The following is a 26,607-nucleotide window of genomic DNA, read 5'->3' as shown; positions in this document are numbered from 1 at the left end:
CCGAGGCTGTCCACCCACCCTATCCTAATGAGACAATATCGGGATTCGCCCTTTCGTCGTGGAAGGCACCCCTTCCATAAGACGAGCAGGGTGCAGGAAGCGCAAGATAACCCCGAATCCTCCCTCACAACGGTGGATAGGGGTAGCGTGGTACTGCCAGTATTCCCTTAGGAATGTGAAACCGTAACTCTCCCAAACCAGCAACCTTTCGCTTGTGGGAAGCCCCGCTGTTTACCGGGGGGAGGATATCACTTTTGAAGCGTGTATTTCAAATCACACGCGAGGATGGATACGTTGCGCAAGTTGTTCCAGAGCACTGGGGTACTGACCCCGGTTGAGGAAGAAGATGACTGTGAAGAGTAATTTGAGATGTGTGCTTACGCGCGGTTCGGATTTCGTATATCGTGATACAGTTTATTATTCTACTGCATCCGAATCGGAAGATATTACTTATTTCGCGTGTCTGTTGGAGACACGCGCATAACCAATACGATTATCACACTGTCAGATAAACCCTGCAGTATGAAATCTCCACTCTTAGAATCACCACAGGAGGCAGCAAGCGGGACTCTCCCCCTGGGATCCTCGTGAGTGAACAAACCTACAACTGGTCGAGGAAGTCACTCGACGAACTCGTCGAGTTCTACGAGCACGAAATCGCTCCCGAACGCCGGCGCGAGGGATACGATCCGAACCAGGATATCCTCACCTACCAGTGGCTCGTCGACCACGGATACAGCGGGCTACAGTACGCCGTTCGAGAACATCACGGGATGACGCTCTCGGAGTTCTTCGAGCAGGCTGTTGGACTCGGGGACGACGTCTCAGCAGACAACCCGTCGTGGCCGATCGACAACGAGCAGACGATAGAGTACCTCGAACAGTATTTCCGGTCACAACAACGGGGATCGGCTGCGGAGAGTACTCTTCAATCGAAGCGTTCCCGGCTGGGGCAGTTTCTCCGCCACTACGAGGATCTTCACGGAACGGCAGCGATCGTCTCTCGGATCACCGATGTGACCGACCAGCCCAAAGAGATTCAGCGCGTCACAGCCGTCTTCGACGTGCTCGATACAGAACTCGAGAGCAACGATTCAAAGCGCCGGTATCGATCCGACATCGACGATCTCTACAGTTGGCTCGTCGACCGCGGCTACGGAGCGTTCAATCCCGTTCGATACGACCACGAGTGGGACGTCGCCAAGCGGGACAACCCCGCGCTTGCGCCCGCACAGGTCGGATCCCTCGTGGCTGCTGCTGACGGCACCGAAGAGCAACTGATCGTCCTCGGGTTGTGTGCGTGGGGCTTACGCCGGAGTGAGTTGGCAAGCCTCCACACCGCGAACGTCGAACTACAGGCCGAGTCGCCGTATCTGACGTTCGAAACGCGGAAGAACGGCCCTGGGACAGTCGCGTTGATCTACGGCCAGGATGGTCTCAGAGATCGGATTGCACAGCTTTCGGGTCGCGAGGAGTGGGGTGGATATCTGTTCCCATCACCGGACGCCCGCCGTGAGCACGTGACCGGCGAGACGCTCAATCGGCGGTTCAAGTCGATCGCCGCGCGTGCGGATGTGCGCGTTCGTGGTGAGCGGCCGACCTCGAAGATGGGACGTCGGTTCTGGTACAGCGCGTACGCTGACGCCGTCGAGACGGTTATCGACCGCCTCCAGAGTGTCGCCCACGAACAGGGGAGCAGTGACCCGATGGTCGTGTTTCGGAACTACCTCTCCGAGGAAAAGCGACGTGAGTATCTTCGCGACGCGATGTATGACCGGCTTGCTGCGGCGTTTGAGCACGAAGCTGAGTTTTGACATCCTCCCCGCGCTGAAGCACGGGGCTTTCTCCTCGGTTTTCCGTAATACCGGTGTGCAGAGATCGTATCCTGCGACGAAAATCTGCTTGGACGCTACCCTGAGTCACGACCGACGCGATATCCTACTCGCAGTCACAACCACCACGGTCGAACAGATCGGTGAGAGAGTAACTGGAACCACAGTCCTCGCAGAGGATCTGAATGTCGATGAGGACGGTGAACTCTCCAATCGTCAGTTCTCCCGCGTTACGGAGTTGCTCAAGATGGTTTTCGATCACCGCGATGAGTCGGCTCTGCAGTCGTTGGATCGTATCGCGGGCGCTCCCGATTCGATCTTTCGACGAGTGCTGTTTCGATGCACCTCGGTGTTCAGTCAAGTATACGTACACTGACTGGTGGGAGACGAATTCTTTTCGAGTATTTTCCGGATCGATATCTTTCTCCTCCAGTGCGGTTTCCGCGTCGAGACGCATTCCCGACGTCACTTCGTCATCAGTCAGTAGTCGGTAGATATTGTCGATTTCGCCATCCATCGGGGGCTCTCCTGCCCGATTGAACTTCTCTTCGAGGATATATTTATTGAACCAATCGGCCAACGAGCGGAGACTCTGTGACTCGTAGCCGCGGCCGAGCCAACGGTCCTCGAGTTCTTGACCCAGACCGTCAAGATCGTACTTGTCGATAAGTCGTCCAACCTTGTATTCGGTCGGATCCGAGTCTGGCGGCATATAGGGAGATTAAAAACGAGGTGTATAGAAATTCCGGTTAGGCGATCCGGTCGGGGGAAGCCCACAGCGAATAGATCTCTCTTGCCAGATCCGTGTGTCGAAGTAGGACGTGTCTATCGACGATATGTCGAAGAGAGTGTTGTTATAGTAGCGTTTGCAAGTCTTCGCTCATCTAATCGCACGACGGCGTGCAGTCGGATGAGCAATCAGTTGCAAACGCTACTATACCTACGTCCGACACAAGAGCTATGCACGCGGGTCGGATTTGTAGTACCGATGAAAGCTGTCGTTCTCGCGGCAGGGAAGGGCCGGCGACTGTGGCCGCTCACCGAGAACCGGCCGAAGCCGATGATCCCGGTCGCCAACCGGCCGATCCTCGAACACGTCCTCGAAGCACTCGAGGCCGCGGGCGTCGACGAAGTGCTGCTCGTTGTGGGCGCGAACCGCCAGCGCGTCCAGAACTATTTCGGCAACGGCCAGGGCTGGGCCTTCGACATCTCCTATGTGGTCCAGGAGCAACAGCTCGGGACGGGCCACGCGCTTCTCCAGGCCGAATCGGTGATCGGCGAGTCGTTTCTCGCGCTGAACGGCGATCGGATCATCGACGCGGAACTGGTCGAACGCGTCTGGGAACGCCACCGGGAGACGAACGAGTCGGTCGTGAGTGCCACCCGCGTTCCGGAACCGAGTCGATACGGCGTCGTCGAGTTCGACGGGAGGGAGGTCAAGACCATCGAGGAAAAGCCGATCCCGGAACTCACGACGTCGGAGTTCATCAACGCCGGTGTCTACGCGTTCGCGCCGGATATCTTCGCGGCGATCCGGGAGACCGAGAGCAAGGGAGAACAAGCTCTGACCGACACGCTCTCGGAACTCCTCGCGGAACAGCGGCTCCAGGCAGTCACGTATCGCGGGATGTGGCTCGACGTCTCCGAGCCCTGGGACCTGCTCGAAGTGAACAACTCTTTGATCGCCGCCGAGGGTCCAGTGGACTCCGGGTCGGCAAATGTCGATCCCACCGCCGTCGTCGTGGAGGCCGCAATCGTCGGCGATGGCGTCGCGGTCCACCCGCAAGCGGCGGTGCTCCGTGGCGTCACGCTCGGGGACAACGTCAGCATCGGCCCCGGTGCGATCGTGGAGAACGCAGTTATATTATCTGATGTGACACTTAAGCCGGGCGCCGTGGTAACAGACTGTATCGTCGGCGCCAACACCACGATCGGCCCGAACACGACGGTAAAAGGTGGGATCACTGACGTCGTCCTCGACGACCGCGTGTATCACGAGGTCACGTTCGGCGGGCTGCTCGGCGACAACGTCGAAATCGGGGCCAACGTCGCCATCCAGCCAGGCGCCGTGGTCGGCAACAACGCGAAAGTCGGCGACAGTACGTACGTGTCCGGGCGGATCGACGAGAGCGCGGACATCAGACGCGGGTGAGTCGACTCCCGAGTGGGTGACGCTCGTGGGCGCAAGATCGGTGCCGCTTCACCTGCTCGGAGGTCGCCATTTATCATAGCAGCGAGTTCCGCTCCAGTGTCGGAAAGCACCGTATAACGCAGCAGTACGATCCACATTACTATTGGATTTATCTGACCAATGACGGTAAGACTATGTGTGGAATTGCCGGCTATATCGGCGAAGATTCAGCAGGCGAGATTGTCCACCAGGGACTCAAGAACCTCGAATACCGGGGGTACGACTCGGCAGGGATCGCCCTCACCGCAGAGTCGCTCGCGGTTCAGAAAACCGAGGGCGAAGTCGACGAACTGCCCGTGCCCTCACAGACGGACGTCGGCTGTGGGATCGGACACACCCGCTGGAGTACCCACGGGGAGCCAACCGAGACGAATGCCCATCCACACACGGACTGTACCGGCGAGGTCGCCGTCGTCCACAACGGCATCATCGAAAACTACGACGAACTCAAAGCCGAACTCCGGGAGCGGCACCTCTTCGAGAGCGAAACCGACACCGAAGTTATCCCGCATCTCATCGAAGAGCACCTCGCGGACGGCGTCTCGATTCTCACCGCCGTCCAGCGAACCACCGACCAACTCGACGGGAGCTACGCGATCGCTGTCACCGCAACGGGTCACGAGGGAGTCGTCGTCGCCCGCCGAGACAGTCCGCTCCTCGTCGGCCACGCCGACAACGCGACGTTCATCGGCAGCGACGCGACGGCGTTCATCGAACACACGAATCGTGTCACGTATCTCCAGTCCGGCGACATCGCCCGATTGACCGCGGAGGAGACCGAGATCTACAACGACGGCGAGCGCGTCGAACGCGACACGGAAACGCTCGATTGGGACGCCGACGCCGCCGGCAAGAGCGGATACAACCACTATATGCTCAAGGAGATCCACGAGCAACCGCGCGCCCTCCGGCAGGCGATCTCCGGACGGATCGACGAACTCGCGACGGGCGTCGAACTCGACGTCGACCTCGCCGACAGGTTCCTCCAGTCGATCAGGGAGATCCAGATCATCGCCTGTGGGACATCCTACCACGCCGGCCTGTACGCCAAAGAACTGCTGGAGACGTACACTGACGTCACCGTCAGCGTCGATATCGCCAGCGAGTACCGTCGGACGGACGGCCGGAACCCCGACGAGACGCTCGCCGTCGCCATCACCCAGAGCGGTGAAACGGCGGATACGCTGTCGGCGCTTCGGGAAGCCACACGAGCAGGGGTTCGCACACTCGCGTTGACGAACACGCTCGGCAGTACTGTCACCAGAGAAGCCGACGATACAGTCTTCATCCGTGCCGGCCCCGAGATCGGTGTCGCCGCGACCAAAACGTTCGTCTCCCAGGTCGCGACCGCGACGCTCTTTACCGTCTATCTCGGCCAACTTCGCGGTGTCCTCTCGACAGCGGACACGAGCGCACTGCTCGAAGCAGCCCGTGACCTACCGGCCGCCGTCCAACAGGTCCTCGATCAGGAAGCCACGATCAAACAGACCGCCACGGAATACGCCGACAGCAGGGCGTTCTTCTACATCGGCCGGCACGCCGGCTATCCGGTGGCGCTCGAAAGCGCCCTCAAACTCAAGGAAATTTCGTACGATCACGCCGAGGGGTTCCCGGCGGGCGAACTCAAACACGGGCCGCTGGCGCTCGTCACGCCGGATACGCCGGTGATCGCGCTGCTCACGGAGGCCACGAATCCCGACAAGACGATCAACAACGTCAAAGAAGTCAACTCCCGCGGCGCTCCCGTCATCGGGGTATCGAGCGACCCGGCCCACACCTCACAAGTCGAAACAACGTTCGACGTCCCCGAGTGTGGGCCGCTCGAACCCGTCGTCGCCAACGTCGCGCTGCAGCTATTCGCCTATCACGTGGCCGACGAGAAAGACCGCCCGATCGATAAGCCGCGGAATCTGGCGAAGAGTGTTACCGTCGAGTAAACTACCCCGCCCTACTCACTGGCCTTTCGGCTCGCTCCTTGAGGGCGGGGCCTCCGCCTCGAAGGACGGTGAACGGCCATCCCGAACGTCCCCGCCAGGACACGGTCCCCGGTCCGAGGCGGGGGCTTTTTCTCTCAGTCGACAGATCCACAATCAATGTTCGGCACGAGCGGTATCCGCGGTCCCATCGGAGACGAAATCACCGCCGAAGTGGCCCTCCAGGTGGGTCGCGCACTCGCATCGACGGGCGCAGACGAGATTGTCGTCGGCCGGGACGTTCGCGAGAGCGGGCAAATGCTGCGGCGGGCACTCGTCGCGGGGATCACCGAGTGCGGGAGCGACGTCGTCGACGTTGGTGTCGAACCCACGCCGACGATCGCACGGTACGTCGGCGACGTCGACGCCGACGCCGGCGTCTCGATCACCGCCTCGCACAACCCACCCGAGGACAACGGCCTCAAACTATGGTCGGCCAGCGGGCAGGCGTTCGACACCGCGAAACGGGACTCCATCACCCAAACGATCGAATCAGCGGCGTTCGAGTTCGCCGACTGGAACGACATCGGGAGGCAGACGACTGCAGACGATGCCGCCGGACGACACGCAAGTGTACTGCAGGAATCGCTCTCGGCGGCGTCAGGATCGGAACCGGCAGTACAGGAACTGTCGGTCGTCGTCGACATCGGTAACGGGACCGGGCGGATCACCGCGGATGTCCTCGCTGCGGCCGGCTGTGACGTCGAGACGCTCAACGGGCAGCGGGACGGGGGATTTCCGGGACGACCCAGCGAACCGACCGCCGAAAACTGCGCCTCGGCGTGTGAGCTCGTCGCTGCGACCGATGCCGACCTGGGCCTCGTCCACGACGGCGACGCGGATCGACTGCTGGCGATCGACGAGGACGGCCAGTTCGTCGGCGGCGACGCTCTGCTGGGACTCTTTGCGACGCAGGCGGCCGGCCCGGGTGATCGCGTTGCGGTGCCTGTCGATACGTCGCTGGCGGTCGCCGACGCACTCGCACAGCAGGACGCCGACGTCGTCTACACGCCCGTCGGGGACGTCTTCATCGCCGAACGTGCAACGGACCCGGACGTCGTCTTCGGCGGCGAACCGAGCGGCGCGTGGATCTGGCCCGACGAGACCCTGTGTCCCGACGGACCGTTTGCGGCCTGCCGTCTCGGGGAGATCGTCGCACAGGGAGGACCACTCTCGACGCTCGTTGCGGATCTTCCGCAGTATCCGATCCGGCGAGACGCAATAGAGACCCGGGCGAAGACAGCAGTGATGGAACGCGTGCGGGACCTCGCGAACGAGGAGTACGCCGAGGTACGAACGCTCGATGGGGTGCGGATCGACACCGATTCGGGGTGGTTCCTGCTCCGGGCCAGCGGGACTCAGCCACTCGTTCGCCTCACCGCCGAAGCACGTGACGGTGCCGACGCCGACGCGCTCTTCGAGGACGCACAGTCGCTGCTCGAACGCGCCAGGTGATCGTACCGAGTTTGGCCGCGCATTCCTTCCCGCTATCGTCGATTCAGGCCTTATTCTTAATTAAAGACAATTAAATTTCAAATAGCTCGTTGTAAAGTGGTCACTAAGCTCACAACCCCGTGAGACGATTTCGGTGTGCATTTGAACGAGAACCGATGTCTGAATTACTCCTCGATCCGACCTCGGAGAATCTCCGACGGGCCGCCGCCTGTATTCGTAACGGGGGAGTCGTACTCTCGCCCAGCGACACGAACATGGCTCTCGGAGTTGATCCAGACGAGGAAGCAGCTATCGATCGACTCTACAAGATCAAAGAGCGATCGCAAAGCAAACCCTTGACGCTGTTTGTCCGGGACCCGGCCGACTGGCGGCAGTACGGCTATCCCGACGAAGCTGGCGTCGCCGAACGACTGGTCGACGCGTTCTGGCCCGGCCCGCCGTTTCTCATCGTGGAGGCCTCAGACCGCGTCCCTGACCACCGTGTTCAACACCAGGGCACTGTCTCGATCGGATGTATCGCAAACCCGACGTGGCGCGAGTTGATGGCCTACGTCGACGGGCCGCTGGCTATGACCTCGGCGAACCAGTCGGGAACGGTCGACGACGATACGCTCATCGATCTTGAACTGGCACGGGAGCATATTGGTGACGACGTCGACATCATCATCAACGAGGGTCCACCCGAGTCAGCTACTCAGGCGACGACTATAGTCGATATTGCCAATGGTCCACGCTTGTACCGAGAAGGCGACCTCACCAGAGCGGATCTGAACGCGGTCATCGATATATTCTGAAACTGACTTGTAATTAACGAGAGACGGTTTTATGAGACGATCGTGAAGTGTGGCACTCGGATGCTGAATTCAGAAGGTGGGTCAATCATTGGTTCCGTCGGCACTGTCCGTGAGGTCACTGCGAGAAGACCACCAGCGATCCCCCGGTGCAGTGGCCACTGGTGGCACTATCGTCACAACGAGCCAGAGACACATCGCAAGAAACGACGACTCTCAACGGTCGATATGGTCCGCCTGTAGATGTTTTCCCAATTTAAATGGCTATGTGGGAATAAAAGTTAACCATTCCCACGTCGTCGTTTCGAGTATGAGTGGCGAGGTTCGAACGGACGAACGTGGGCGTGTCACGATTCCGAAGGAGGTCCGCGACCGCTACGGTGAGAAATTCCGGCTCGTGGAACTCGACAGCGGTATCAAGTTGGTTCCGATCCCAGAAGATCCACTGAAGGAATTACGAGCAGCGGCTTCGGATGAACTCCGCGAGGCAGCACTCGCAGATCTCGAAGAAGCGGCACGTGAAGCGGCACGCGATCAGGCTGGAGAGAATGTACGCTGATCTCGATTTCTGGCTGGCGTTACTGAAAAACGACGACTGGTTGGCTGACCGTGCCGAATCCCTCTTGGCCGAACACGAGGACGAGCTTGAAGTCTCGATGGCGACGTTTATCGAACTGTTTCTCGTCGCAGAGCGGTTCACGTTCGACCGGGAACGTGCCGTAACGGCGATACTCGAACTGGCCGCGTACGAAGGCAATCCGAATGTCGTGTATCAGGCCTCGGAGAACATCGAGGACGGCCTGAACACGTTCGACGCATTCCACGCGGCTCTCTCCGGTGGCAGTATTATCTCCAGTGATCAGGCATACGATGAGCTTAGTAGTGTGAATCGGATTCGACTCGAACCCAACGAGGATCCTCCGGCCTAAGCGCGACAGCGTCCGGGAGTGTCATAGAATCAGTCCCACATCTGAAGTACGGTTCGCTCAGTACAGAGGAACGCTGTCTCACAGCAGATCGTTAGCTACTTACGATCTGTCAGGAACGCCCTGCTGAATATAGAGGCTGTGTCTATCACGGAGCTTCGGTTGATTGGACCTGTTTCGTGCTGAGCGGGTCCTGTGCGTGTCAATCGAGGGCGATAGGACCGAGTTCCTTCTCTTGCGTTGTCGCTTATCAGGTTCCAGTGCGTAGTCGATCCTATGGCGACCGTAGCCAAATTCACAGTACAAGCGGACACGTTTCCGCTGGGTGCGCTCTTTCGAGGACATCCAGATGTGGAGATTGAGCTTGAGCGCATCGTTCCCACACGACCGGCACTCATTCCGTATATTTGGATCAGAGGACTGAGTCAGAGCGATATCTCGTCAGTACTCACAAGCGCGAGCCAAGCATCGGAAACCAGAAGTGTCAAACAACTCGACAAGGTCAACGGAGCGTACTTGCTTCGTGTCGAATGGAAGCCAGAGAGACAAGGACTCCTCCGAGCCATCAGTGAAATGAATGGGACGCTCATTTCAGGGACCGGGACAACCGACTCGTGGACGTTCGAAGTCCGCGGTGAGACCCATACCGCCATCACGCATCTCCAAGAATACTGCCGCGAGCACGATATTCCAATTTCACTCACATCAATTCGAACTCTCTCCTCGGCCACAGTTGGACAGGAGTACGGCTTGACTGACGCCCAGCGAGAGGCGCTGATTCTGGCCTACAATCGCGGCTACTATCAGACACCGCGGGAGGTGTCACTGAACGACCTTGCGGGCGAGTTCGAGATTACTGGCCAAGCATTCGGGTCCCGCCTCCGCCGGGGTGTCAATCAGCTCATCAAAAGTACGTTGATTAATACCGCGTGACCTTCCCGAAATCAACACATTTCATATGAAAAGTCAAGGTTGATACGGTCACTTACTCTAGAGCGGACCGGATGACCTCATCAACAAGACCAAACGAGTCGCCGGGCAAAGACTCTGTCGCGTCCGATCACGTGATATTTAGCGAGGAGACCGGAACCTACCAGACGGAATTTGATGGTCGTACACGTCTGCCCACGGAAGCAGTAGTATACGCCGTTGCAGAAGCAACCCAAACGGATCCACTCGATCTCCCCCCTCTCCACTCTGCCTTGGATCCCGATGCACTAAATATGCTCTTCGAGACCAGCACGAACGGTCCGCCTCAGACCGCGATAACCGTCTCCTTCGAGTATGCCGACCACCAGATAGTTCTCAAGGAGCACGGGAGCATCGTGATTACACCACCAGCGCCCGGGCGGTAGTAGACAGTCGTGTAGGAAGACGTACGGGAGGTCTGTTTCATTACCTCTCCGGTCGAACTATCTACATAGCCGCCGAAAAAATGAGATCCTCGATTCGCGGTTCACCGAATAGCCCGTTACTGATGAAGCCATTAGTCGTCGGTGGTTCGACGGTGTTTCGGCTGCCCTTTGATGTCGAGATGAAAAATCAGGTGCTGCTCAGCCGTCTCACCGACACACAGAGTCGATGCAAAGTCTGCAGGGTCCGACCCCCGTCGTGGGTCACCGACGAGAAGCATAGGGATGCATCTGCGACTCTGAGGGGAAATCTTGGACGACCGACTGCTGTCTCCTCATTCAAAATTCGAAAGAGGGGACTCCCAGTGCCGGGATCGGTTTCGTGTCTCGGCGTGGCAATAACCGTTGCTCTTTCGTGGGGGGTGTTATCATAGATACCACAGTCACTATGCCACAGTACGCCATCGGAACACGATATGTACGGAGTCGTGCTCGCGGCGGGACAGGGGACCCGGATGCGACCGCTAACTGACGACCGCCCGAAACCGCTGTTGCCCGCCGCCGGTCGTCCCCTGCTGGAACACGTCTTTGATGCGTGTCTCGACGTCGTCGAGGAGTTCGTCGTCGTAATCGGCTACCGTGGGGCAGACGTCGAAGCACACTTCGGCGAGCGGTATCGGGACGTCCCGATCACGTACGTTACGCAAGACGATCCCGCGGGGACGGCCCACGCCATCGCGCAGGTTCGCCCCGTCGTCGACGACCGATTCATTGTTCTCAACGGCGACGTCCTCGTCGATGCCACATTGCCGAAGGCGTTGGCCGACACAGCGGGACACGCGATCGCGACGACGCCCGTCGAGAACCCACAGTCGTACGGTGTCGTGTCAGTTGGGGCGGACGGACGGCTTGAGGACATCGTCGAAAAGCCCGCAGAGCCGCCGACGAACCTCGCGAACGTCGGCTGTTATGCCTTCGACTCGTCCGTCTTCGAGTATATCGATCGGACCGAGCAAAGCGCCCGTGGCGAATACGAGATCACCGAGACGCTCGAATTACTCCTTGCTGACGGTCACGAGGTTTCGGTCGTCGAGTATGACGGCCACTGGCTGGACGTCGGCCGCCCCTGGGAGCTTTTGGCGGCAAACGAACGCCTGCTCGGATCTATCGATCGTCGGATTCGCGGCGACGTCGCCGCGGACGCACAACTCGAGGGAGCCGTCGTTGTCGAGGCGGGCGCAACCGTCCGGGAGGGAGTCGTCATCGAAGGGCCGGCAATCGTGTCGGCGGGGGCTGAAGTCGGGCCGAACGCCTACATCCGGGGGAGCACAGCGCTCGGCCGGGACGCCCACATCGGCCACGGCGTCGAGGTGAAAAATTCGATCCTGATGGCCGATGCCGCAGTACCACATCTGTCCTACGTCGGAGACTCGATTCTCGGTCGCGACGTCAACCTGGGGGCGGGGACGAACGTTGCGAACCTCCGGCACGACGACGAGTCGATCCGGATGACGGTAAAGGGAGAACGGGTCGATACTGGCCGCCGCAAACTGGGTGTCGTCCTCGGCGACGGCGTCAAAACGGGGATCAATACCTCACTCAACGCGGGCGTGAAAGTGGGGAGTGACGTGACGATCGGTCCCGGAGCGGTCGTCCTCAAAGATCGGATGCCTTCCAGTCAGTAACGGCACAGTGAGATATTCTGCACCTATTGCGTGTCTGTCGTCCCTGTGAGGGGGTGGCGGGGCGCAGCACGTGTCCCCGATGTACGTGGTCGTCAACGACGAGAAGCCCTCGCGAACGCCGGCTACCGGACGAGGTCTGTGCCGGCTCTGAACACCTGTCTGATGACGAGGGCACCGGTCTCGTCGTAGACCAACACGACGTCGCGGTCGTTGTTCCAGACGGGTGAGGACTCGCCCCAGAAGCGATCAGAGCCCGTGTCGCTGCCGGTGCCGGTGTGCAGCGTGAGTCGGTCGCCCCCGCCGATCGTCGTCCCGTTCGGGAACCTGTAGGCGTGTCCGCCGCGGTCGGTCACGAGCCACTGAGAGACGTCGATGGTGTCCGCACCGGTGTTGGCGAACGTGACCGTCTCGTCGGCGAGACGGTCTCGGTCGTCGCCGGGAACGTCCGCCGCCACCGAGTCGACCACCACGGGAGTCTCCGTGAGCGGGGCCGAGGGGAACGGGTAGCCGCGGCGGGCGACGAGTTCCTCGGCCGCGTCGTAGACGTACACCGTATCCCCGTGGTCGTTCCACACAGACTGCGAACGACCCCAGTACCGTTCGATATCTGTGTCGGTCCCGTGGCCGGTTCGCAACGAGAGCGCAGCGCCCGGTTTCACCGACGTTCCGTCCGGGAACGTGTACCGGTGACCGGCCTCGTCTCGAACACTCCAGCCCGAGAGGTCGATCCGCTTCGGCGACTGGTTCAGGAGGACGACGGCCTCCTCTTCCAGACGTTCGTTCGGACCGCCCGGAGAGGTCGGCTCGATCGCATCGACGACGATTCCGTCCGTGATGCGCTCGATGAACCCATCGTCGTCGGACGTGGATCGGGTCGGTCGCGACCCCTCGAGCAGGACGTCGTATGCGAGCCCGCTCGCCCGCTCTCCCCGCCCGCTCGTGGATCGTCGCCCGCGCCAGAGATAGGGTTGGCCGTCACTCCAACGCGCGAGTTGATCCGACCGGGTGACGCGCCGTCCCGCGCGCGGGACCTCCTCCTCGTACAGTCTAAGCGGCTGCTCCGGCGAGAGCACGGCCCCTGCCGGCTTCGGAAGCCGGCCCAACGGGTCGTCCATCGACCTCGCGTCGAGCAGTCTGGCCAGCGCCAGGCGGTACTCGTCGTCGTCTCGTCCTTCGTCGCGCGGACGGACGGGCTTCAGCGGGTACCAGTTCTCCGCGATCGCAGTCGACAGCCGGTAGTCCGGGAGCCACTCCGCGGGGCGTGAGACCGGCTCTCGGGCGATGAATCGCTCGTCACGGTCGCCGGGGCCGTCGTGGTACACCTCGACCGCGCCGGTCCCGTCCGGCCACACGGCAGTCTCGCGGTCGACGACCACGTGCTCCCCGTCGGCGTCATCGACGTTCACGTCGACACCATCGGTCCGGAAGTGGACGGTGACGATCGCATCGGGACCGAGTGAGGCGTCGGCATCGAACACGTACAGGACGGTCCCGTCCGCCGATTCGACCTGCCACTCGCCGATAGCGAGCGGTGCGTCGCCGACGTTGCGAAGCGTGACCGACTCGGCACCGCTCGGCTCCTCGGTCGAGGCCGTGTCTCCGGCGGTAGTGGTTTCCGATTCGGTCCCAGCCGTCGGCGACGCGTCCGGGATCGTGACCGCCTCGATGTCGAGTGCCGGCGTCCGGAACTCCGCTCGACGGAGGGGGCGACCGGCGGCGCTCTCGACGACCTCCTCGATGCCGAACGCGAGGTTGGCCGCCTCGTCGCGGGCGAGTGCGACCCGTTCGATCGGGTCGCCCTCGGCCGACCGCCCGAGCACCGGCGGGAAGAACAGCCCCGGTTCCCCGTCGGTCGCGACTCCCGCCGGCAGGTCGTCGAACATAAACGCGTTCCAATCGTCGTCGTCGGCAGTCACCGGTTCGATGTCGGTCGTCTGCCCGAACGTGTCTGTGACTTTGAAGGAGACGATCCTCGTTAGCGATCCGACCGGAACGTCGAGGGGTACGACATACCAGTCGTTGCCGTACACGAGGGTAAAGTCGAGGAGGAGCAGCCGCGAGAGCGACTCCGCGCCGGTCGACAGCCTATCGAGGCTGACGGCGGCATCCTCGAACTCCCACCACCGTGGTGCGGGCATCCCCGGGAACGACACCTTCGACGGGAGGGTGCTCTCACGTCCGGTCGCCACGAGGTCGGCGTCCGCCGGCGCGTCGAGCGACCCGTGGAACGGAGACGTGACCGTCGAGAACGAGTCCCAGTCGAGCCGTCCGCCGGGGTACGCCCTCGCTTCGAACACGGTTTCGCCGGACACGACGTCGTCGCCGTCGCTCCCCGGATACGACCCGGCCTCCGGTCCGGTCGCGACCCGGAACGTGTACTCCATCCGGTCGGCCGACCACGCGGTCGCGGCCCGCGGGTCGGAGCCGTCGTCAGTCTCAGTCCCGGCGTGGTCGGGGTCGCGGTCGGGCTGAGAGTAGAACGCCCGGTACCACTGATAGTACTCGGTGGCCGCGGTGCGATACTCCGCCGGCAGGTCATCGAGCGACGTCGCCGACTCGTCTGCAGGGAGTGGCAAGCGTCCGACGTCGGCGTCGGACCAGGCGAACGAGTCAGCCGGGGCCGACGCCGCGTCCGTTATGTTCGCGACGCCGTCGACGAGCGCTGTGTAGACCGCGTGCCCGTCCAGGGTCCGTCCCGCGGCGACCGAGATGAACCGCTCGCTCTCCGGGTCGAGCGGTTCGTCCGGTCGCTCGTACCGGAACCCGGGGAAGTCGGCGGCGACGAACGGTCCGTCCTCGGCGACGTATCCAGCATCGGTGAGTCCCGCGAGAAAGCGGCGCCCCGCTTCGACTCGTGTTCGCGCGTCGGGACCGTCAGAGAGGCTGGTGACGGGCTCTCGCTCGACGATCGCCTCGAGGGGGCCGCCGGTGTAGGGTTCCGAACCGGTGTCGTCGGTCTCCGTGGACGAGTCGGCGTCGGGCGGCGTCGCCGCGGCGACTGCCGCGTCGTGGGCGAACCCGACGACAGTTCTGAACGTCCGCACGACTGGTGCAGTTGCCGTCGCAGCGATCAGATCAGCGGCGAACACAGCCTGGCTCGCCCCTTGCCAGCCGTTGACGTACGCCTCCAGCGCGGCGAGGAACTGGAAGACGCTCACGCCCGAATCGCTGACAGCCGCGGCGGGCTGTGCGGCGAGGTACGAGGTCGTCCGGTCGAAGAAGTCGACGTCGCTGCCCGCCCCGACCGGAAGCGACACCCGCAGGTATCGAAGTTCGCTCCGCCTGACGTTCGCAGACGTGCCGGCGACGAGCCACGATTCGAGGACGCCCGCGACGGCGTCCGGGTCGCGGGAGCCGGAGTTCTCGATGGCACTCAAGAGTGCGTCAGTCTCGCCCAGAACGTCTTCGAGCAGCCGTTGCTCGACAGAGAGATCGAGGGACTCCGGGAACCCCCGCGGATCGCCGGGAAGCTCGATCGGCTCTGGCGTCCGGCTCCACGGGCCGAGGGCGTACCGACTCACCCGTTCGGTGACGTACTCGAACGTCGCATCGATCGGTGAGCCGGCGTCCTCTCCCTGGAACTCTCCGACTTGCCACTGCCGACACAGCATCCACGCGGGGTCGTGCACGTCGCTGCGAAGGGTCCGACTCAGGGTCGTGTCCCGGGTCCGCGGTTCGAGTCGCGACCAGAACGTCCGCGATTTCGTCCAGGGCCACTCGCGCCCGGCGGGGCGGGAGAACGGCGAACTCATCGGCCACCTCCGTCGGTCCGCGCGTCGGCACCTGGAACCGTCGACCCGACCGAGACAACCGGCAGGAAGTACTCCCCGACGGTCGCGAGGAACACGGGGCTGTACTCGAGTGGACCGTCCGGGAGCGCCCACCGGTCGACGTCGAAGTCAACCGACGGAAGGTCCGGCACGTGTTTGGTGTTCAACGGGAAGTACAGTCCCGGGAACAACTGGCCGAGCGCGTGCATCGATCCGCCGGTCGGCTTCCCCAGCACGCCCAGGTCGACCCCCCTGATCCGAGCGATGTCGAACGTGTCTAGGACCGTCTGGACGACCGCGCCGTCGGACCAGCCGTCAGTCGGCGGCGGTGCGATAAGAATCGCCTGTGGCGGTTCCGTGTTCGGATCGTCGTAGTTCACCGCGATGCCGGTCGTCTCCGTCTCCGCGGGGACCGACTCGGCCCACTCGTCGACGAGCACTGCGGCGATGCGCGAACCGATGACGTTGTCGCCCTGCGCGGTTCCGGCTTCGAACCCGGCGACGACCGAGACGTACCCGCGCTCGGGGACGGTCCCATCCAGTCCGACCCACGGGGCTGTCCCCCCGTCCGGGAACTGGGCGAGGTGGACGCGTTCGCGGGATGCCCCGGCGAGCGCCTCCGCATACGTCGTGAGGTCCTGGTAGGTCCCGATCCGGTCCCGGACTCTGGCCGTTCGACCGATCCACGTCTCGACGGCGAGCGGTCGCGCGTCCGCCAAGAGCGTGGCCCGTCGAGTCGCCGAGAACGCCTGAGTCACCTCCGCCGCGTTCGCCGGCTCGAAGGCCGGAGCCACGAGGAACGAATCCCCGAACAGCGCCTCGAGTCGGGCCTGTTCGCGCTCGACACGCTCGTCGATGTCACCGGCAGCAGTGGCCCCGGCCGCGACCGCGTCGGCCGTTCGTTCGGCACAGCGGGTGTACACCGTTTGGACCTGCGTTCGGAGGACGCGCGCGTCCTCGAGAGCTGCACCGGCGGCGCTCGCCGGAACCGCGCCGGGGACGCCGAACGCCGCGGCCCGATACAGCGGCACGCGTGAGCCGTCGAGGAGGATCTGCCTGAGCGCGTCGCCGACGTCGACTGACTGTCTGAGAGTCCTCGCCGCCCCTGCGAGAGACGCCGCAGCGTCCGCAATACCCGTGGCCGCATCGGCGTGTCTCGTCGCGAACGACGCGCGTGCGGCCGCCGGATCGAACGCCTCGTCGGTCTGTGCCGTCGCGAGGGCGTTCCGGTAGTCGGTGAGTCGCGGCCCCACCGCGTCGACCAGAGCGATCAGATCGGTCGCGGCGGTGGCGTCATCGCGCTGGATGCCTCGCCTGTCCAGTACCGCGGGTGCGTCGCCGAGCCACTCGGTGAGCCACTCCAGTGCGCCCCAGTCGGCAGCCTGCACGGCCGTATCGAGTGTCCTGGTCGCGGCATCGAGTGCGGCGACTGCGTCGGACGCGGCCTGGCTGGTCGCGGTCGCATCGAGGTCATCGACGGCCGTCTCGAGGGACGCGAACGCCGCCGTCGCCGCTGACTGGGAACCGGCGCCAGCGAGACGGCCCAGCGCACTCCGCACGCCGGACCGCTCCGCCTCCCCGGTCGACTCCGGCACGCTATCGAGCGCCGTACGGGCAGCGTCGAGTTCGTTCTCGTAGCCGACCCCGTCGAAGGCCGCGAGGAACTCGCCGACCGTTCCCTCGAACGTCGAGCGCTCGGCACTGAACGACTCCGGGTGAAGCAGGAGGTCCTTCAGCCCCGCGACCAGCGCGAAGGCGCTCGCGGAAGCCGTCGGATCGTCAGCCGCCGAGGGGACAGCCGCGTCGACCCGCGTCGACAACGATTCCAGGTGGCTCGCCAATCGGTCGGCACTGCTCTCGGGCAGCGACGGTTCGCCGGCGGCGAACGCACGGAACTCCGGAGCGACGGGTGCGACCGTGGGCGTCGAGAGGCCCGACGGGTTCCGGACCGCGGTCGCGAGCGCGGTTCGGACGCTGGCAGCACCGTCCGTCGCCGAGAGGTGGAGCCGTGCGTCTTCGGCCCGGGGACCGCCGACGGTGACGAGGAGGTCGTCTGCGCCTGTCGCAGTGAACGGCGCCGCGATCACCGCCGCATCGTCCACCAGCGCCGATAGTGTCGTTGGGGCGTCAGTCGACCCGAGCAGCGCGTCGATGGCGTCGATGGCGACGTCCTCGAACACGGGATCGAGACGGCGGCCGTTCGCGGGCGTCGGCGCACGCTCCGCGGACGCGACCCACGCTGCGGCCAGGTCGCGCTCGGCCCGCAGCGCCGCGTCGTCGAGGCGGTCGAACGCATCGAAGAGTCCGGGGCCCGCCCACTCCGGATCGGTCGTGTCGTGGGCGACGTTGCCGGCGAGCCACCGGGTGAGCAGGAGCCCCGTCGCGCTATCTAACACCGCTTCGGGGTCCTGGGCTCGCTCACCGACGAACCCGACCGCACTGAGGCGCCGGGTGGATCCCGATTCCGCGATCATTCGGAGTTCGGTTCCGTCGGGAACACCACTCGTGTCGACAGTCACGGTGAAGCGGCCATCGTCGCCCACTGTTTCAGTCGAGGTGTGGATCGTCGTCGCATCTCCTCTCTCGACGCGGTCGACCGTGACTGACAGATCGGTGCCCGGGGAGACGGTCGGCACCTCGCCGGTCAGTGTCTCGTCGGTGCGTCCCTCGGCGACGAAGTCGGCTCGCGGCGGCAGGATCCGGCCCGCGCCGGTCGCGACGGCGTCTCCGCCCACAGTCGCGGTCAGCAGGTACCCGGCACCGGCTGCCAGCCCGGTGAGGTCGAACGTCGATACCGCGATCCCGTCGTCGTCCGTACGTGTGGAGTCCTCAAGAACAGTCCGCTCGGCGCCGTCGGTGACGACGACCGTGACATCGACGTCCGTGTCCGGCGTGTCCGTCTGGATAGTGATCGGCTGTGCTCGCAGCGCAGAGACTGTGGGGACGCCGTCAGCGGTCGCAGTTGGACCCGCTGGGAGCGACTGCGCGAGCTGTTCCAGCGCGGCGAGGAGGTCGCCTCCGGGGTTGCTCCCGCCAGCGTGTCGGCCAGCAGCGTCACCGATAGCGCCGAAGTCCATCTCGTTGTCGACGTCGATGAGCGTGTCGCTAGCGTCGGCGGATCGGACGACCAACGACGGATCGCCACTCTTCCCGGCGACCGGTGCGAGTCGCGCGGCACGGTTCGCGAGCGCGTCGCCGATCCCACGGAGGGTGGACGTCGCGTCGTCCGCCCGCGTAGTGAGGTCGGCGACCGTCGCCTCGGTGTATCCGGTCCCGCCGCGTTCGGCCGGGGGAAGCAGATCGTCCGCGGTCGCCGGTCGAGCGTCTTCGAGGACGTCGCGCACGCACCGCCCGACGACGAGGAGTTCCGCGACGCTCGTGTCGGCCCAATCGGGCGCGTCTCGAAGCGCCAGTTCGACGGTGGCGTTCGCCGGAACGGCCGGGTCGGCCGTCCGGCGCGTCCGAAGCAGGTGATACGCGACGTGATCTTCCATCGGGGTTCGCGCGCCCTCTTCGGGGCCCGTGCTTCCGTACACGACGTCGAGCGCCGACAGCCCCAAGTCGGCGACGGAGACGGTCGTCTGGACGTCTCTCGTCACCGTCTCCGGGTCGCGGGCCCAGGCCAAATAGAAGGTCACGGCGTCCGCCTCCGAACCCCCGGTATCGAGGGTGAACCCGTCGGCGGTCACGCCGGAGACGTTCGCACAGACCCCCGCAGCCGCCGTCCCGATCCCCACACGCGTCGAGGCGCCGTGTACCCCGCCCTCTCCATCAGTAGCGACGTGGAGCGCAGCCTGGTCGGTCGTGCCCAGCGCGCGGCCGTGGGCCAGCGTACTCGCTGAGACGCGCGACCCGACCGACGTGCCGCCCGGCACGCTCGTGAACTCGATCGCGCCGGGTCGCGTGTCCAGCGGCGTCTCCTCGCCCGTGATCGTTCCGAGGACGGGGGGACTCCCGCGACTGTCGACCGCTGCGTACAGGACGACGACGTCGCGGTCGGGCACACCGTCGAACCCGAGTTCGATGGACGCCCCGGCGACTCCTGCGGTGGCGGTCGTCGGCGCGTCCGCCGAGGGGAAGTGAATCGCGCGGTCGTCGTGGGCGGCGACGACGCGGTCGCCACCCGGAGTGAGCGTCGTCGTCGCCGCGCGTTGGACGACCGCGTCGGCCCGGACCACGGAGCCGTGTGAGAGCGTGACAGGAGCCGCGTCGGTCCGGCCGGCCGTCGCTCCCGGGTCGGCGCCGTCCGGCACCGATTCGGCGGCATCGGTCGCGAGGGTCCACACCGTGTCCGCGCCCGAGGGCAACTGGAGCGTCGGGGTGTCGGTTGCATCCGCTGTGATCGTCTCGTGACCGACGCTGACGCCGTCAGCTCCCCCAGTCGCGTACGCGATGTACGAGACGTCGACGCGGGGAGCCTCCCCGGAGAGCGCGTCGTCGTCGACCGTCCACGAGAGCGTAAACCCGTCGTCTGTCGTCCCGGTTACTCGGGCCTCGATCCGGCCGACGCTCGTCTCGGTATCGTGGACGGCGACGGTCAGCGCCGCATCGGTCGAGACGACGCTCGTCGCCGTCCCGTCTTCTCCGGCGCCAACCCCGACGGATCGCTGGTCGATGGTTCCCTCGGCCGCCCTGCCGGCGAACCCGTGTGCCCACCCGGTTCGACCGGTTGTCGCAGCGAGATCCTCGCCGTCCGGCCCGACGGCCGGCGTGGCCGTGAATCGGATCAGGTCCGGCTGGAAACCAAGGTCAGAGACGGTCGTTTCGCCGTCGGTCGCCGGCGACGCCACTGTACCGGCCGACACGCCGCGCTGGCGAGTCCACCGGTAGGTCGCCCGGCAGCCGACGGTTGATGGGTCGGGGAGGTGCTCTGCGGCCCACCGTTCGAGCGTCGGCTCCGCCTCGGTCCGGACTGCACGGTCCGTGGGGTCGAGCGAGGGGGTCTCCGGGCTGTCACCTGCAGCCGGCAGTGCCGGGCGGTCGACCTGGACGTCGGATCGCCAGGCGTCCGACTGGGTCACGCCGTCGGCGTCGGCGGCGCCGACGAGGAGGCGGTGCGTCACGCCCACTCCCGTCCGCGGTGTGTCGGTGACTTCCGGCTCGGGCACCGTTCCGCCGGTCTCGAGCGTGTCGAGCACCGCGTTCGCCCTGTCGTAATTGCCGCGGGTGAACTGGTGGACGCTCTCGGCTGTCAGGAGGTCCGTCAGCGCGTCCATCGAGTCGTGGAGCGCGTCGAACGCCGGGGCGACGGAGGGGTCCGTTCTGGCCGGCAGGTCGGCGGCAGTGGGGTACGTCCCGTCCTGGAGGCTCCGGTGTAGTGCGGCGCCGTCGAGGACGTCACTACGGGCAGCCTCCGTCGCTGTCGGTCGGTCGCCGAGACTCCCCTCGAGGGCGGGGAACGCCCGTCTGAGGGCGTCGATGTGACGCTGTCCGTCGGTCTCGTGGAGTCGTCGCTCGACCCGGTATCCGAGGAGTGCGCCGAGCGTGTGTCCGTCGCGGAGTCCCTCGAGGAGTCGCTTCGCATCGCGGACGCGGTCGGCGGAGAGATCGATCGACGAGACTGTCCCGTCACCCCCATCGGCTTCGAAGGCCGCGTGGCCGCCGCGCAATACCGCGGCCGTCGTCGCCTGTTCGACGGACGGCGCGTGGACGTACTCGCCGGGGTCGCCGCCGTCGTCGGGGTGCAAGTCCTCGACGAACGCGTAGCCACCGACGTGCACGCGACCGCTCGTCCGTCGGTCCGCTCGGGCCGGAAGGTCGGTGTACTGGTCGTCGTCCGGTCGGCGTGTCTCCCGTGCCGCGGTCGCAGCAGTCGGTAGGACCGCGAGCACCGCGACGAGTGTCTCAAGCGTGGACTCCTCGGCCGTGTCTGCGATAGCCGACAGTCGGTCACGGAGACTCGTGTATCCGTCCCCGGTCGCGGCGTACGCTTCCAGCGTATCCACGAACCCCTCAAACCGCGTGCGGGCAACTGCCGACGGGGTCCGATTCGCGATCGCCGCGCGCATCCGGTCGTACGCGTCCCCCGCCGCGGATGTGTCATCATCCGGTAATCCGGAATCGCTGAGGTACGACAGCTGACGGTGGGCGCCGACGACACCATCCGGGAGCGGTCGGTCGGCGAAGGCGTCGAACCGGTCCAGCAACCGCGTCGTCGTCGGCGACCCCCCGGCCACGGTGAGTCGGTGGAGACGACCGGCCGCCGCCGCGACTGCTGTGGCACGCACGACTTCCTCGTCGTAATCGACCGGTTCACCGGGGCCGATCCGGACCGATCCGGGCGACTGCGTCCCGGTGGACTCGTCTGTGTCCGGATCGGCGACGAGCGTTCCCGGGGGGAGGTATGCGGACTGATCCGCCAAGTCGTCGTACGTCATCGGACCGGGACGCGTCCAGTGCCCACGGGCCGCGAGGTGGCCAGTGAGCTCGGCGGTCGCCCGCGCCGTGAGCCACGCGTCGAGCCGGTGGCTCGACCCGTCGAGCGCGGTCTCGAAAAGTCGCTGGAGGTACGCCGGTGGAAGCGCCGCGAGGTGGCGATGGGTCGCTGCGAGCTGTCGGAGCCGTGGGTCCGCCTCACGGCTGACCCGACCGCCCAGGAGCGTCGGGAACCGCATCTCGGTGTCCGCGCCCGATCGGAACTTCCCTCGCTGGCGGATATCGGTCCGGTACTCGAGCTTGTCGAACGGGATCACCGGATCAGGATCCGGGTCTACGTCGGTGTCCGGGACGCCCTCGATCAGGATGTCGCGCATACCGGCAGTCACGAAGGCACGGAGGGTTCCGAATCGGAACAGGTGCCGGGCCAAAGACGTCAACGCGCCGGGCTGGGTTCCCTCTGCGTACGGTCGCTGGGCGAGTTCGTGGAGGGTTCCCAGTTTCCGGAACCGAGCGAGTCGTTCGTCGATGACGTGCGTCGTGGCGGCGTCTCTCAGCGGGGGGAGATTCGGCGGTGCGTTCGTCTCCTCGACGTTTTCGATCTCGTGGCGATTCTCCCGCGGTTCGAACGCACAGAAGAACTGGCGCCCGTCTCCGGTGTCGAGGAGGGTGTAGGCCGGGTCACCGATGTTGGCCTCGGTCGCGTGTTCGGTAAACAGATCGTCGGCGGGGACGGACCGGTACGGCGCCTTGAAGGAGTTCGACACCCGGCCGTCGGGCTCGAACCGGATTTCGTGGCCCATACTCGTCACCGTGTCGTAGTCCTCGACCGCGAGTGCGATCAGGTGAGCGGCGATCCCGTCGTCGACGACCGGGAGCAGGTCTTCGTCGCTCTCGAAGTCGGCATACAGAAGGTTCGAGACCCGCGGATCGAGGCTGTGATCGCCGACGATTGTCTCCAGCGAGTCCGCGACGAACCCGCGCTGGCGTTCGGCGACCGCAGACCGGGACGTCTTCACACCGCCGAGTTCCCCCCCGGCGGCGGTTTCGACGTTGTGAAACATCGTTATGATGTCCTTCACGCGGGATTGCACCGTCGACGGATCCCCGTCGATGAGCCGCTCGAGGGTCGTGTCGAACGACCCGATGATCGGGTATTCGATGCCGGCGACGTTGTCGTACGACTCGAACAGCCGATGCATATCCAGCTCCGGGAGCGTCCACAGCGTCCGGTCGCCGGTGTAGTACCGACGGTAGCGGTACCCCGTCGGCGTGGCCGACATCGCGAGCACGGCTTCGATCTCCGCAGTCGTCCCGGCACGGCCGACCCGTGGAACACCGGGCATCGGCTCCGCATCGTCGACCGGGTCGCCGGGATCGGCCGAGGCCAACCACGCCGCGGTGAGGACGTCGAGCCACTCGTCGAGGGTGTCGTCGATATCAACCGTCGGGATGGAACTCACAGGTCCGCCCCCTCGTGGTCTCCGGCGGCCTCCGGATCGACGCCAACCCCGTACAGGGTCGTGTCAGCGTACATCGCCCGGAGGTCGTCCGCTTCGAGCACGGAGGCAGCGGTTCTCGCGGGAAGCGCTGACGCGAGTTCGTCGGCCGTGTACACTGAGGTGAGGTCGGCAGTCGGATACAGCGTCGTCACAGTCTCGACATCGAACACCGCCGCTGCGTCCTCGAGTGGGTACCGGGCTGCGAAGGCGGCGGGGGGCAAGTGTTCGGCAGCGACCTCGGGGTCGACGAGGTCCGCGAACTCGTCGGCGGGGATGTCCGACCAGTCCCACCCCTCGGGCAGGTCCGGTCCGTCGGCATCGATGCCGGCGAGCCACTTCGCGACCTCCTCCGGGTCGGGAATGGCGCTGTAATCGATCGAATCCGTGGACGTACTGTCGGTCGTCCCGGACCCGATAGACTCGTCGTCCGCAGTGTCTCCCTCGCCCGTGGACGTCTCATCGTCGGACTCACCGCCCGTGGACGTCCCATCGTCGGACTCACCGCCCGTGAGCGTTCCATCGTCGGACTCAGTCTCGCTCGCGTCACCGTCACTGGGCCCGCTTGAACCGGCGGCACTCCACGGGAGAACGACGGGGTCGTCGGTGCGCGCCACTGCCGGGAGGAGTCCGTACGGCTGTCGCCCGACTCTGAGTGTCGGGAACGGCCCCCCAGGCCGGACGTGTTCGATGAAGTGGCGGCCCACGGCGTCGACCGCTGCGACGTTCGAGGCGAGCCACGGGACGGTGACGTCCTGCTCCCGCTCACCCTCGATAGTCGGCCAGAGGCTGAAGCCCTCCTTGGCACTGGTCCGGTCGTTCGAGAGGAGCATATTCTGGAGGTAGTACCCGGTGGTTGCCGGCCACAGCGCGGAGTTGATGTGCCACGAGTCGGTCGCGATGCGACCGTCCGCGCCGGCGACGTGGCCGAAGACGTGCGGGGCGTCCGTCGACGCCGGCGAGACGCCGAGGGTTCGGGCGAGGGTATCGCCGTCGCTGTGGTCGCCTGGGCGAACGAGCGGGCCGCCCGTCTCGATCCCCACGCTCTCTCCGGGGTCCGATCCGGAGTCGTAGCCCGCGGCCGTCTCCGCGTTGTTCGTCGGTGTGCCCGGCGGAACCAGTGCCAGGCCGTCGGTGTAGTGGTGGGCATCGAGCAGGTCGGCGAGGTCGTCGGCGGTCCGCCCGGGGTCGCGACTCGCCTTGACACCGGCCACGAGGAGTGTCTCAAACCAGCCGTCAGTCACCGTCGCATCAGTCGGGCCGCCGCCGTCCGCCACGTCGTCGGCGGTGACGCGGAGCGCCATTCCGGCTCGCTCGGCGGCTTCTGAACTCCAGCATCCACTCCACGTCGGCCATCGCTGACGCGGCGGGAAGGTCGGCGGCGCGGTCGGTGCCCCGTCCGTCCGTCGTCCGGAGTGCGCTCGCGACCGCCTCGGGCGTCGGCCCGACGGCCAGTGGCTCCCGGATTGGATCGCTGCGAACCGCGACCGTCGACCGATCGGAGCCGTCGGTCCAGATGCCGTACAGCGACCACCGATCCGGGAGGAGTCGGGCCGTCGGGGCCCGTGTCCACGACTCCGAACGCCGATCGACGGCGTCGAACGCAAGAGCGGGCGTGACGAATCCGTCCGTGACCACCGGCCCCTCGAGGAGCTCGGCCTCCGCCGGTTCTGTTGCGACCCTGACGTAGGCGGCACGCTCGCGTCCGAACCGATCGACGAGTCGGCCCCACGCACGCTCGCGTACCGCCGCCTTCCGCTCGTCGGGGTCCTCGGGAAACGACGCCGGATCGAGCGCGCGGACCATCGCGATCCGTGACGGGTCCGAGAGTTCTGCTTCCACATAGGCGGCTTCGAGCCGACCGTCACCGTCCGTCCATCGGTCGTCGGGCTCGAAGGACGGGTGCGACGCGAACCACAGCGACGCCCAGTAGTGACGGCCCCAGGACACCGCCTCCTCGGTCAGTTCCGGCTCGTGCGTATCCGTGTGAACGTCGTCGGGGTACACCCGAACCCACAGTTCCGGGCGGTCGACATCGCTCGTGGACGGTCGGACGAACCGCGTCTCCAGCCTGACCGGCAATAACACGAGCGGCTCGGTCGCGAGCGCGTCACCGAGGTCGGGATGGGCGGCCGCGAACTCCTCGAGCGGTCCGCGACTGGTTGTATCGGAAGCGCCGTCGTCGCTCCCAGCGGCTGCTCCCTCGTCGGGACTCTCCGCCGGCGCATCGGGTCGGGATTCGAGCACCGCGTCGTCTCGCGCGTTGCGGGCGGCCGCGACGAGAAGCGACAGGACGTCGGCGAGCACGGCGATGGTCGCCACGTCGTCGGTCGCGGCGACACCCGCGTACGCGTCCACAGGATCCCGCCAGGGGGCCGGGGTTCCGTCGACGTCGAGGTAGTCCTCGACTGCGTCGACGAACGCGTGGAGGTCAGTGGTGTCGGTCCCGCTCGGGACGGCGTCGATGCGGTCCCGGGCACGGGCATCGAATGCTACCGGGCCGTCCGGGCCCTCGAGGATCGGTCTCGTCAGAAACGAGAGTTCGGCCCGCCTGCTGGTCGGATCGGTTCCTTCCGGTGGTTCGAATGCTCGCTCGAACGCGCGGGTGACCCGGGCGGGTCCATCGGTTTCCGCGCCCCGAGCGAGGCGGGCGTGACGGTCCGCCAGCGTCGAGAGGGCGTAGCCGAATCGGGTGCGGGCCGCGTCTGCAGTACGGAAATCGGTGCGAGCGTCTGTCAGCCGTGAGGTGGTTGTCATC

15 protein-coding genes are annotated in these 26,607 nt (G+C 65.1%); 10 read left to right on the top strand and 5 right to left on the bottom strand.

Annotation, left to right across the window (positions count from 1 at the left end; genetic code table 11):
• Positions 1-587 precede the first annotated feature (587 nt).
• Positions 588-1,814, top strand: coding sequence for a tyrosine-type recombinase/integrase (locus RJT37_RS18770; protein ID WP_313690323.1), 1,227 nt, complete (start codon positions 588-590; stop codon positions 1,812-1,814).
• A gap of 124 nt (positions 1,815-1,938) precedes the next feature.
• On the opposite strand, the gene rdfA is transcribed toward RJT37_RS18770, so the two are convergent.
• Positions 1,939-2,544 (bottom strand): rod-determining factor RdfA, encoded by a 606-nt coding sequence (gene rdfA, locus RJT37_RS18765; RefSeq protein WP_313690321.1) that lies wholly within the window; start codon positions 2,542-2,544, stop codon positions 1,939-1,941.
• A 276-nt stretch (positions 2,545-2,820) separates the two neighbouring features.
• Here rdfA and RJT37_RS18760 point away from each other — a divergent pair, with 276 nt between their 5' ends.
• The 9 genes from RJT37_RS18760 (at position 2,821) to glmU (ending at position 12,205) form a co-directional block, all read left to right on the top strand.
• The gene (locus RJT37_RS18760; RefSeq protein ID WP_313690319.1) at positions 2,821-3,984 is read left to right on the top strand and encodes a sugar phosphate nucleotidyltransferase; all 1,164 of its coding nucleotides are present in this window, start codon (positions 2,821-2,823) and stop codon (positions 3,982-3,984) included.
• A gap of 173 nt (positions 3,985-4,157) precedes the next feature.
• Positions 4,158-5,960, top strand: a complete 1,803-nt coding sequence (glmS, locus tag RJT37_RS18755; protein ID WP_313690317.1) for a glutamine--fructose-6-phosphate transaminase (isomerizing) — start codon at positions 4,158-4,160, stop codon at positions 5,958-5,960.
• Positions 5,961-6,116: 156 nt separating this feature from the next.
• Positions 6,117-7,451, top strand: a complete 1,335-nt coding sequence (gene glmM, locus RJT37_RS18750; RefSeq protein WP_313690315.1) for a phosphoglucosamine mutase — start codon at positions 6,117-6,119, stop codon at positions 7,449-7,451.
• 155 nt (positions 7,452-7,606) lie between these two features.
• Positions 7,607-8,245 carry an L-threonylcarbamoyladenylate synthase gene (locus tag RJT37_RS18745; protein ID WP_313690313.1) on the top strand — a complete coding sequence of 213 codons (639 nt, stop codon included), beginning with the start codon at positions 7,607-7,609 and terminating at the stop codon, positions 8,243-8,245.
• Between the two features lie 307 nt (positions 8,246-8,552).
• On the top strand, positions 8,553-8,801 hold the full coding sequence (locus tag RJT37_RS18740; protein ID WP_313690311.1) for an AbrB/MazE/SpoVT family DNA-binding domain-containing protein: 249 nt from the start codon (positions 8,553-8,555) through the stop codon (positions 8,799-8,801).
• Complete coding sequence (locus tag RJT37_RS18735) at positions 8,791-9,171, top strand: type II toxin-antitoxin system VapC family toxin (protein ID WP_313690309.1); 381 nt, start codon at positions 8,791-8,793, stop codon at positions 9,169-9,171. The genes RJT37_RS18740 and RJT37_RS18735 overlap by 11 nt, the downstream gene beginning before the upstream one ends.
• Before the next feature lie 273 nt (positions 9,172-9,444).
• On the top strand, positions 9,445-10,101 hold the full coding sequence (locus RJT37_RS18730) for a helix-turn-helix domain-containing protein (protein WP_313690308.1): 657 nt from the start codon (positions 9,445-9,447) through the stop codon (positions 10,099-10,101).
• A gap of 71 nt (positions 10,102-10,172) precedes the next feature.
• Entirely contained in the window at positions 10,173-10,523 is a 351-nt protein-coding gene (ddfA, locus tag RJT37_RS18725; RefSeq protein WP_313690307.1) for a DdfA family disk-determining factor, read from the top strand.
• Positions 10,524-10,996: 473 nt separating this feature from the next.
• A complete protein-coding gene (glmU, locus tag RJT37_RS18720) occupies positions 10,997-12,205 on the top strand; it encodes a bifunctional sugar-1-phosphate nucleotidylyltransferase/acetyltransferase (protein ID WP_313690305.1) in 1,209 nt (402 codons plus the stop codon).
• A 122-nt stretch (positions 12,206-12,327) separates the two neighbouring features.
• Here the strand turns inward: glmU and RJT37_RS18715 are convergent, their stop codons facing one another.
• The 4 genes from RJT37_RS18715 to RJT37_RS18700 are packed head-to-tail and all read right to left on the bottom strand — an operon-like array spanning position 12,328 to position 26,606.
• On the bottom strand, positions 12,328-15,957 hold the full coding sequence (locus RJT37_RS18715) for a lamin tail domain-containing protein (RefSeq protein ID WP_313690302.1): 3,630 nt from the start codon (positions 15,955-15,957) through the stop codon (positions 12,328-12,330).
• On the bottom strand, positions 15,954-23,813 hold the full coding sequence (locus RJT37_RS18710) for a hypothetical protein (protein WP_313690299.1): 7,860 nt from the start codon (positions 23,811-23,813) through the stop codon (positions 15,954-15,956). Before RJT37_RS18710 ends, RJT37_RS18715 begins: the two co-directional genes overlap by 4 nt.
• On the bottom strand, positions 23,810-25,153 hold the full coding sequence (locus tag RJT37_RS18705) for a hypothetical protein (RefSeq protein WP_313690297.1): 1,344 nt from the start codon (positions 25,151-25,153) through the stop codon (positions 23,810-23,812). The genes RJT37_RS18710 and RJT37_RS18705 overlap by 4 nt, the downstream gene beginning before the upstream one ends.
• The gene (locus RJT37_RS18700; protein ID WP_313690294.1) at positions 25,101-26,606 is read right to left on the bottom strand and encodes a hypothetical protein; all 1,506 of its coding nucleotides are present in this window, start codon (positions 26,604-26,606) and stop codon (positions 25,101-25,103) included. The genes RJT37_RS18705 and RJT37_RS18700 overlap by 53 nt, the downstream gene beginning before the upstream one ends.
• Position 26,607 lies beyond the last annotated feature (1 nt).

This window comes from Halobellus marinus (assembly GCF_032113415.1).
Taxonomy (GTDB): domain Archaea; phylum Halobacteriota; class Halobacteria; order Halobacteriales; family Haloferacaceae; genus Haloquadratum; species Haloquadratum marinus.
This window is presented reverse-complemented; position numbering and strand designations above follow the sequence as displayed.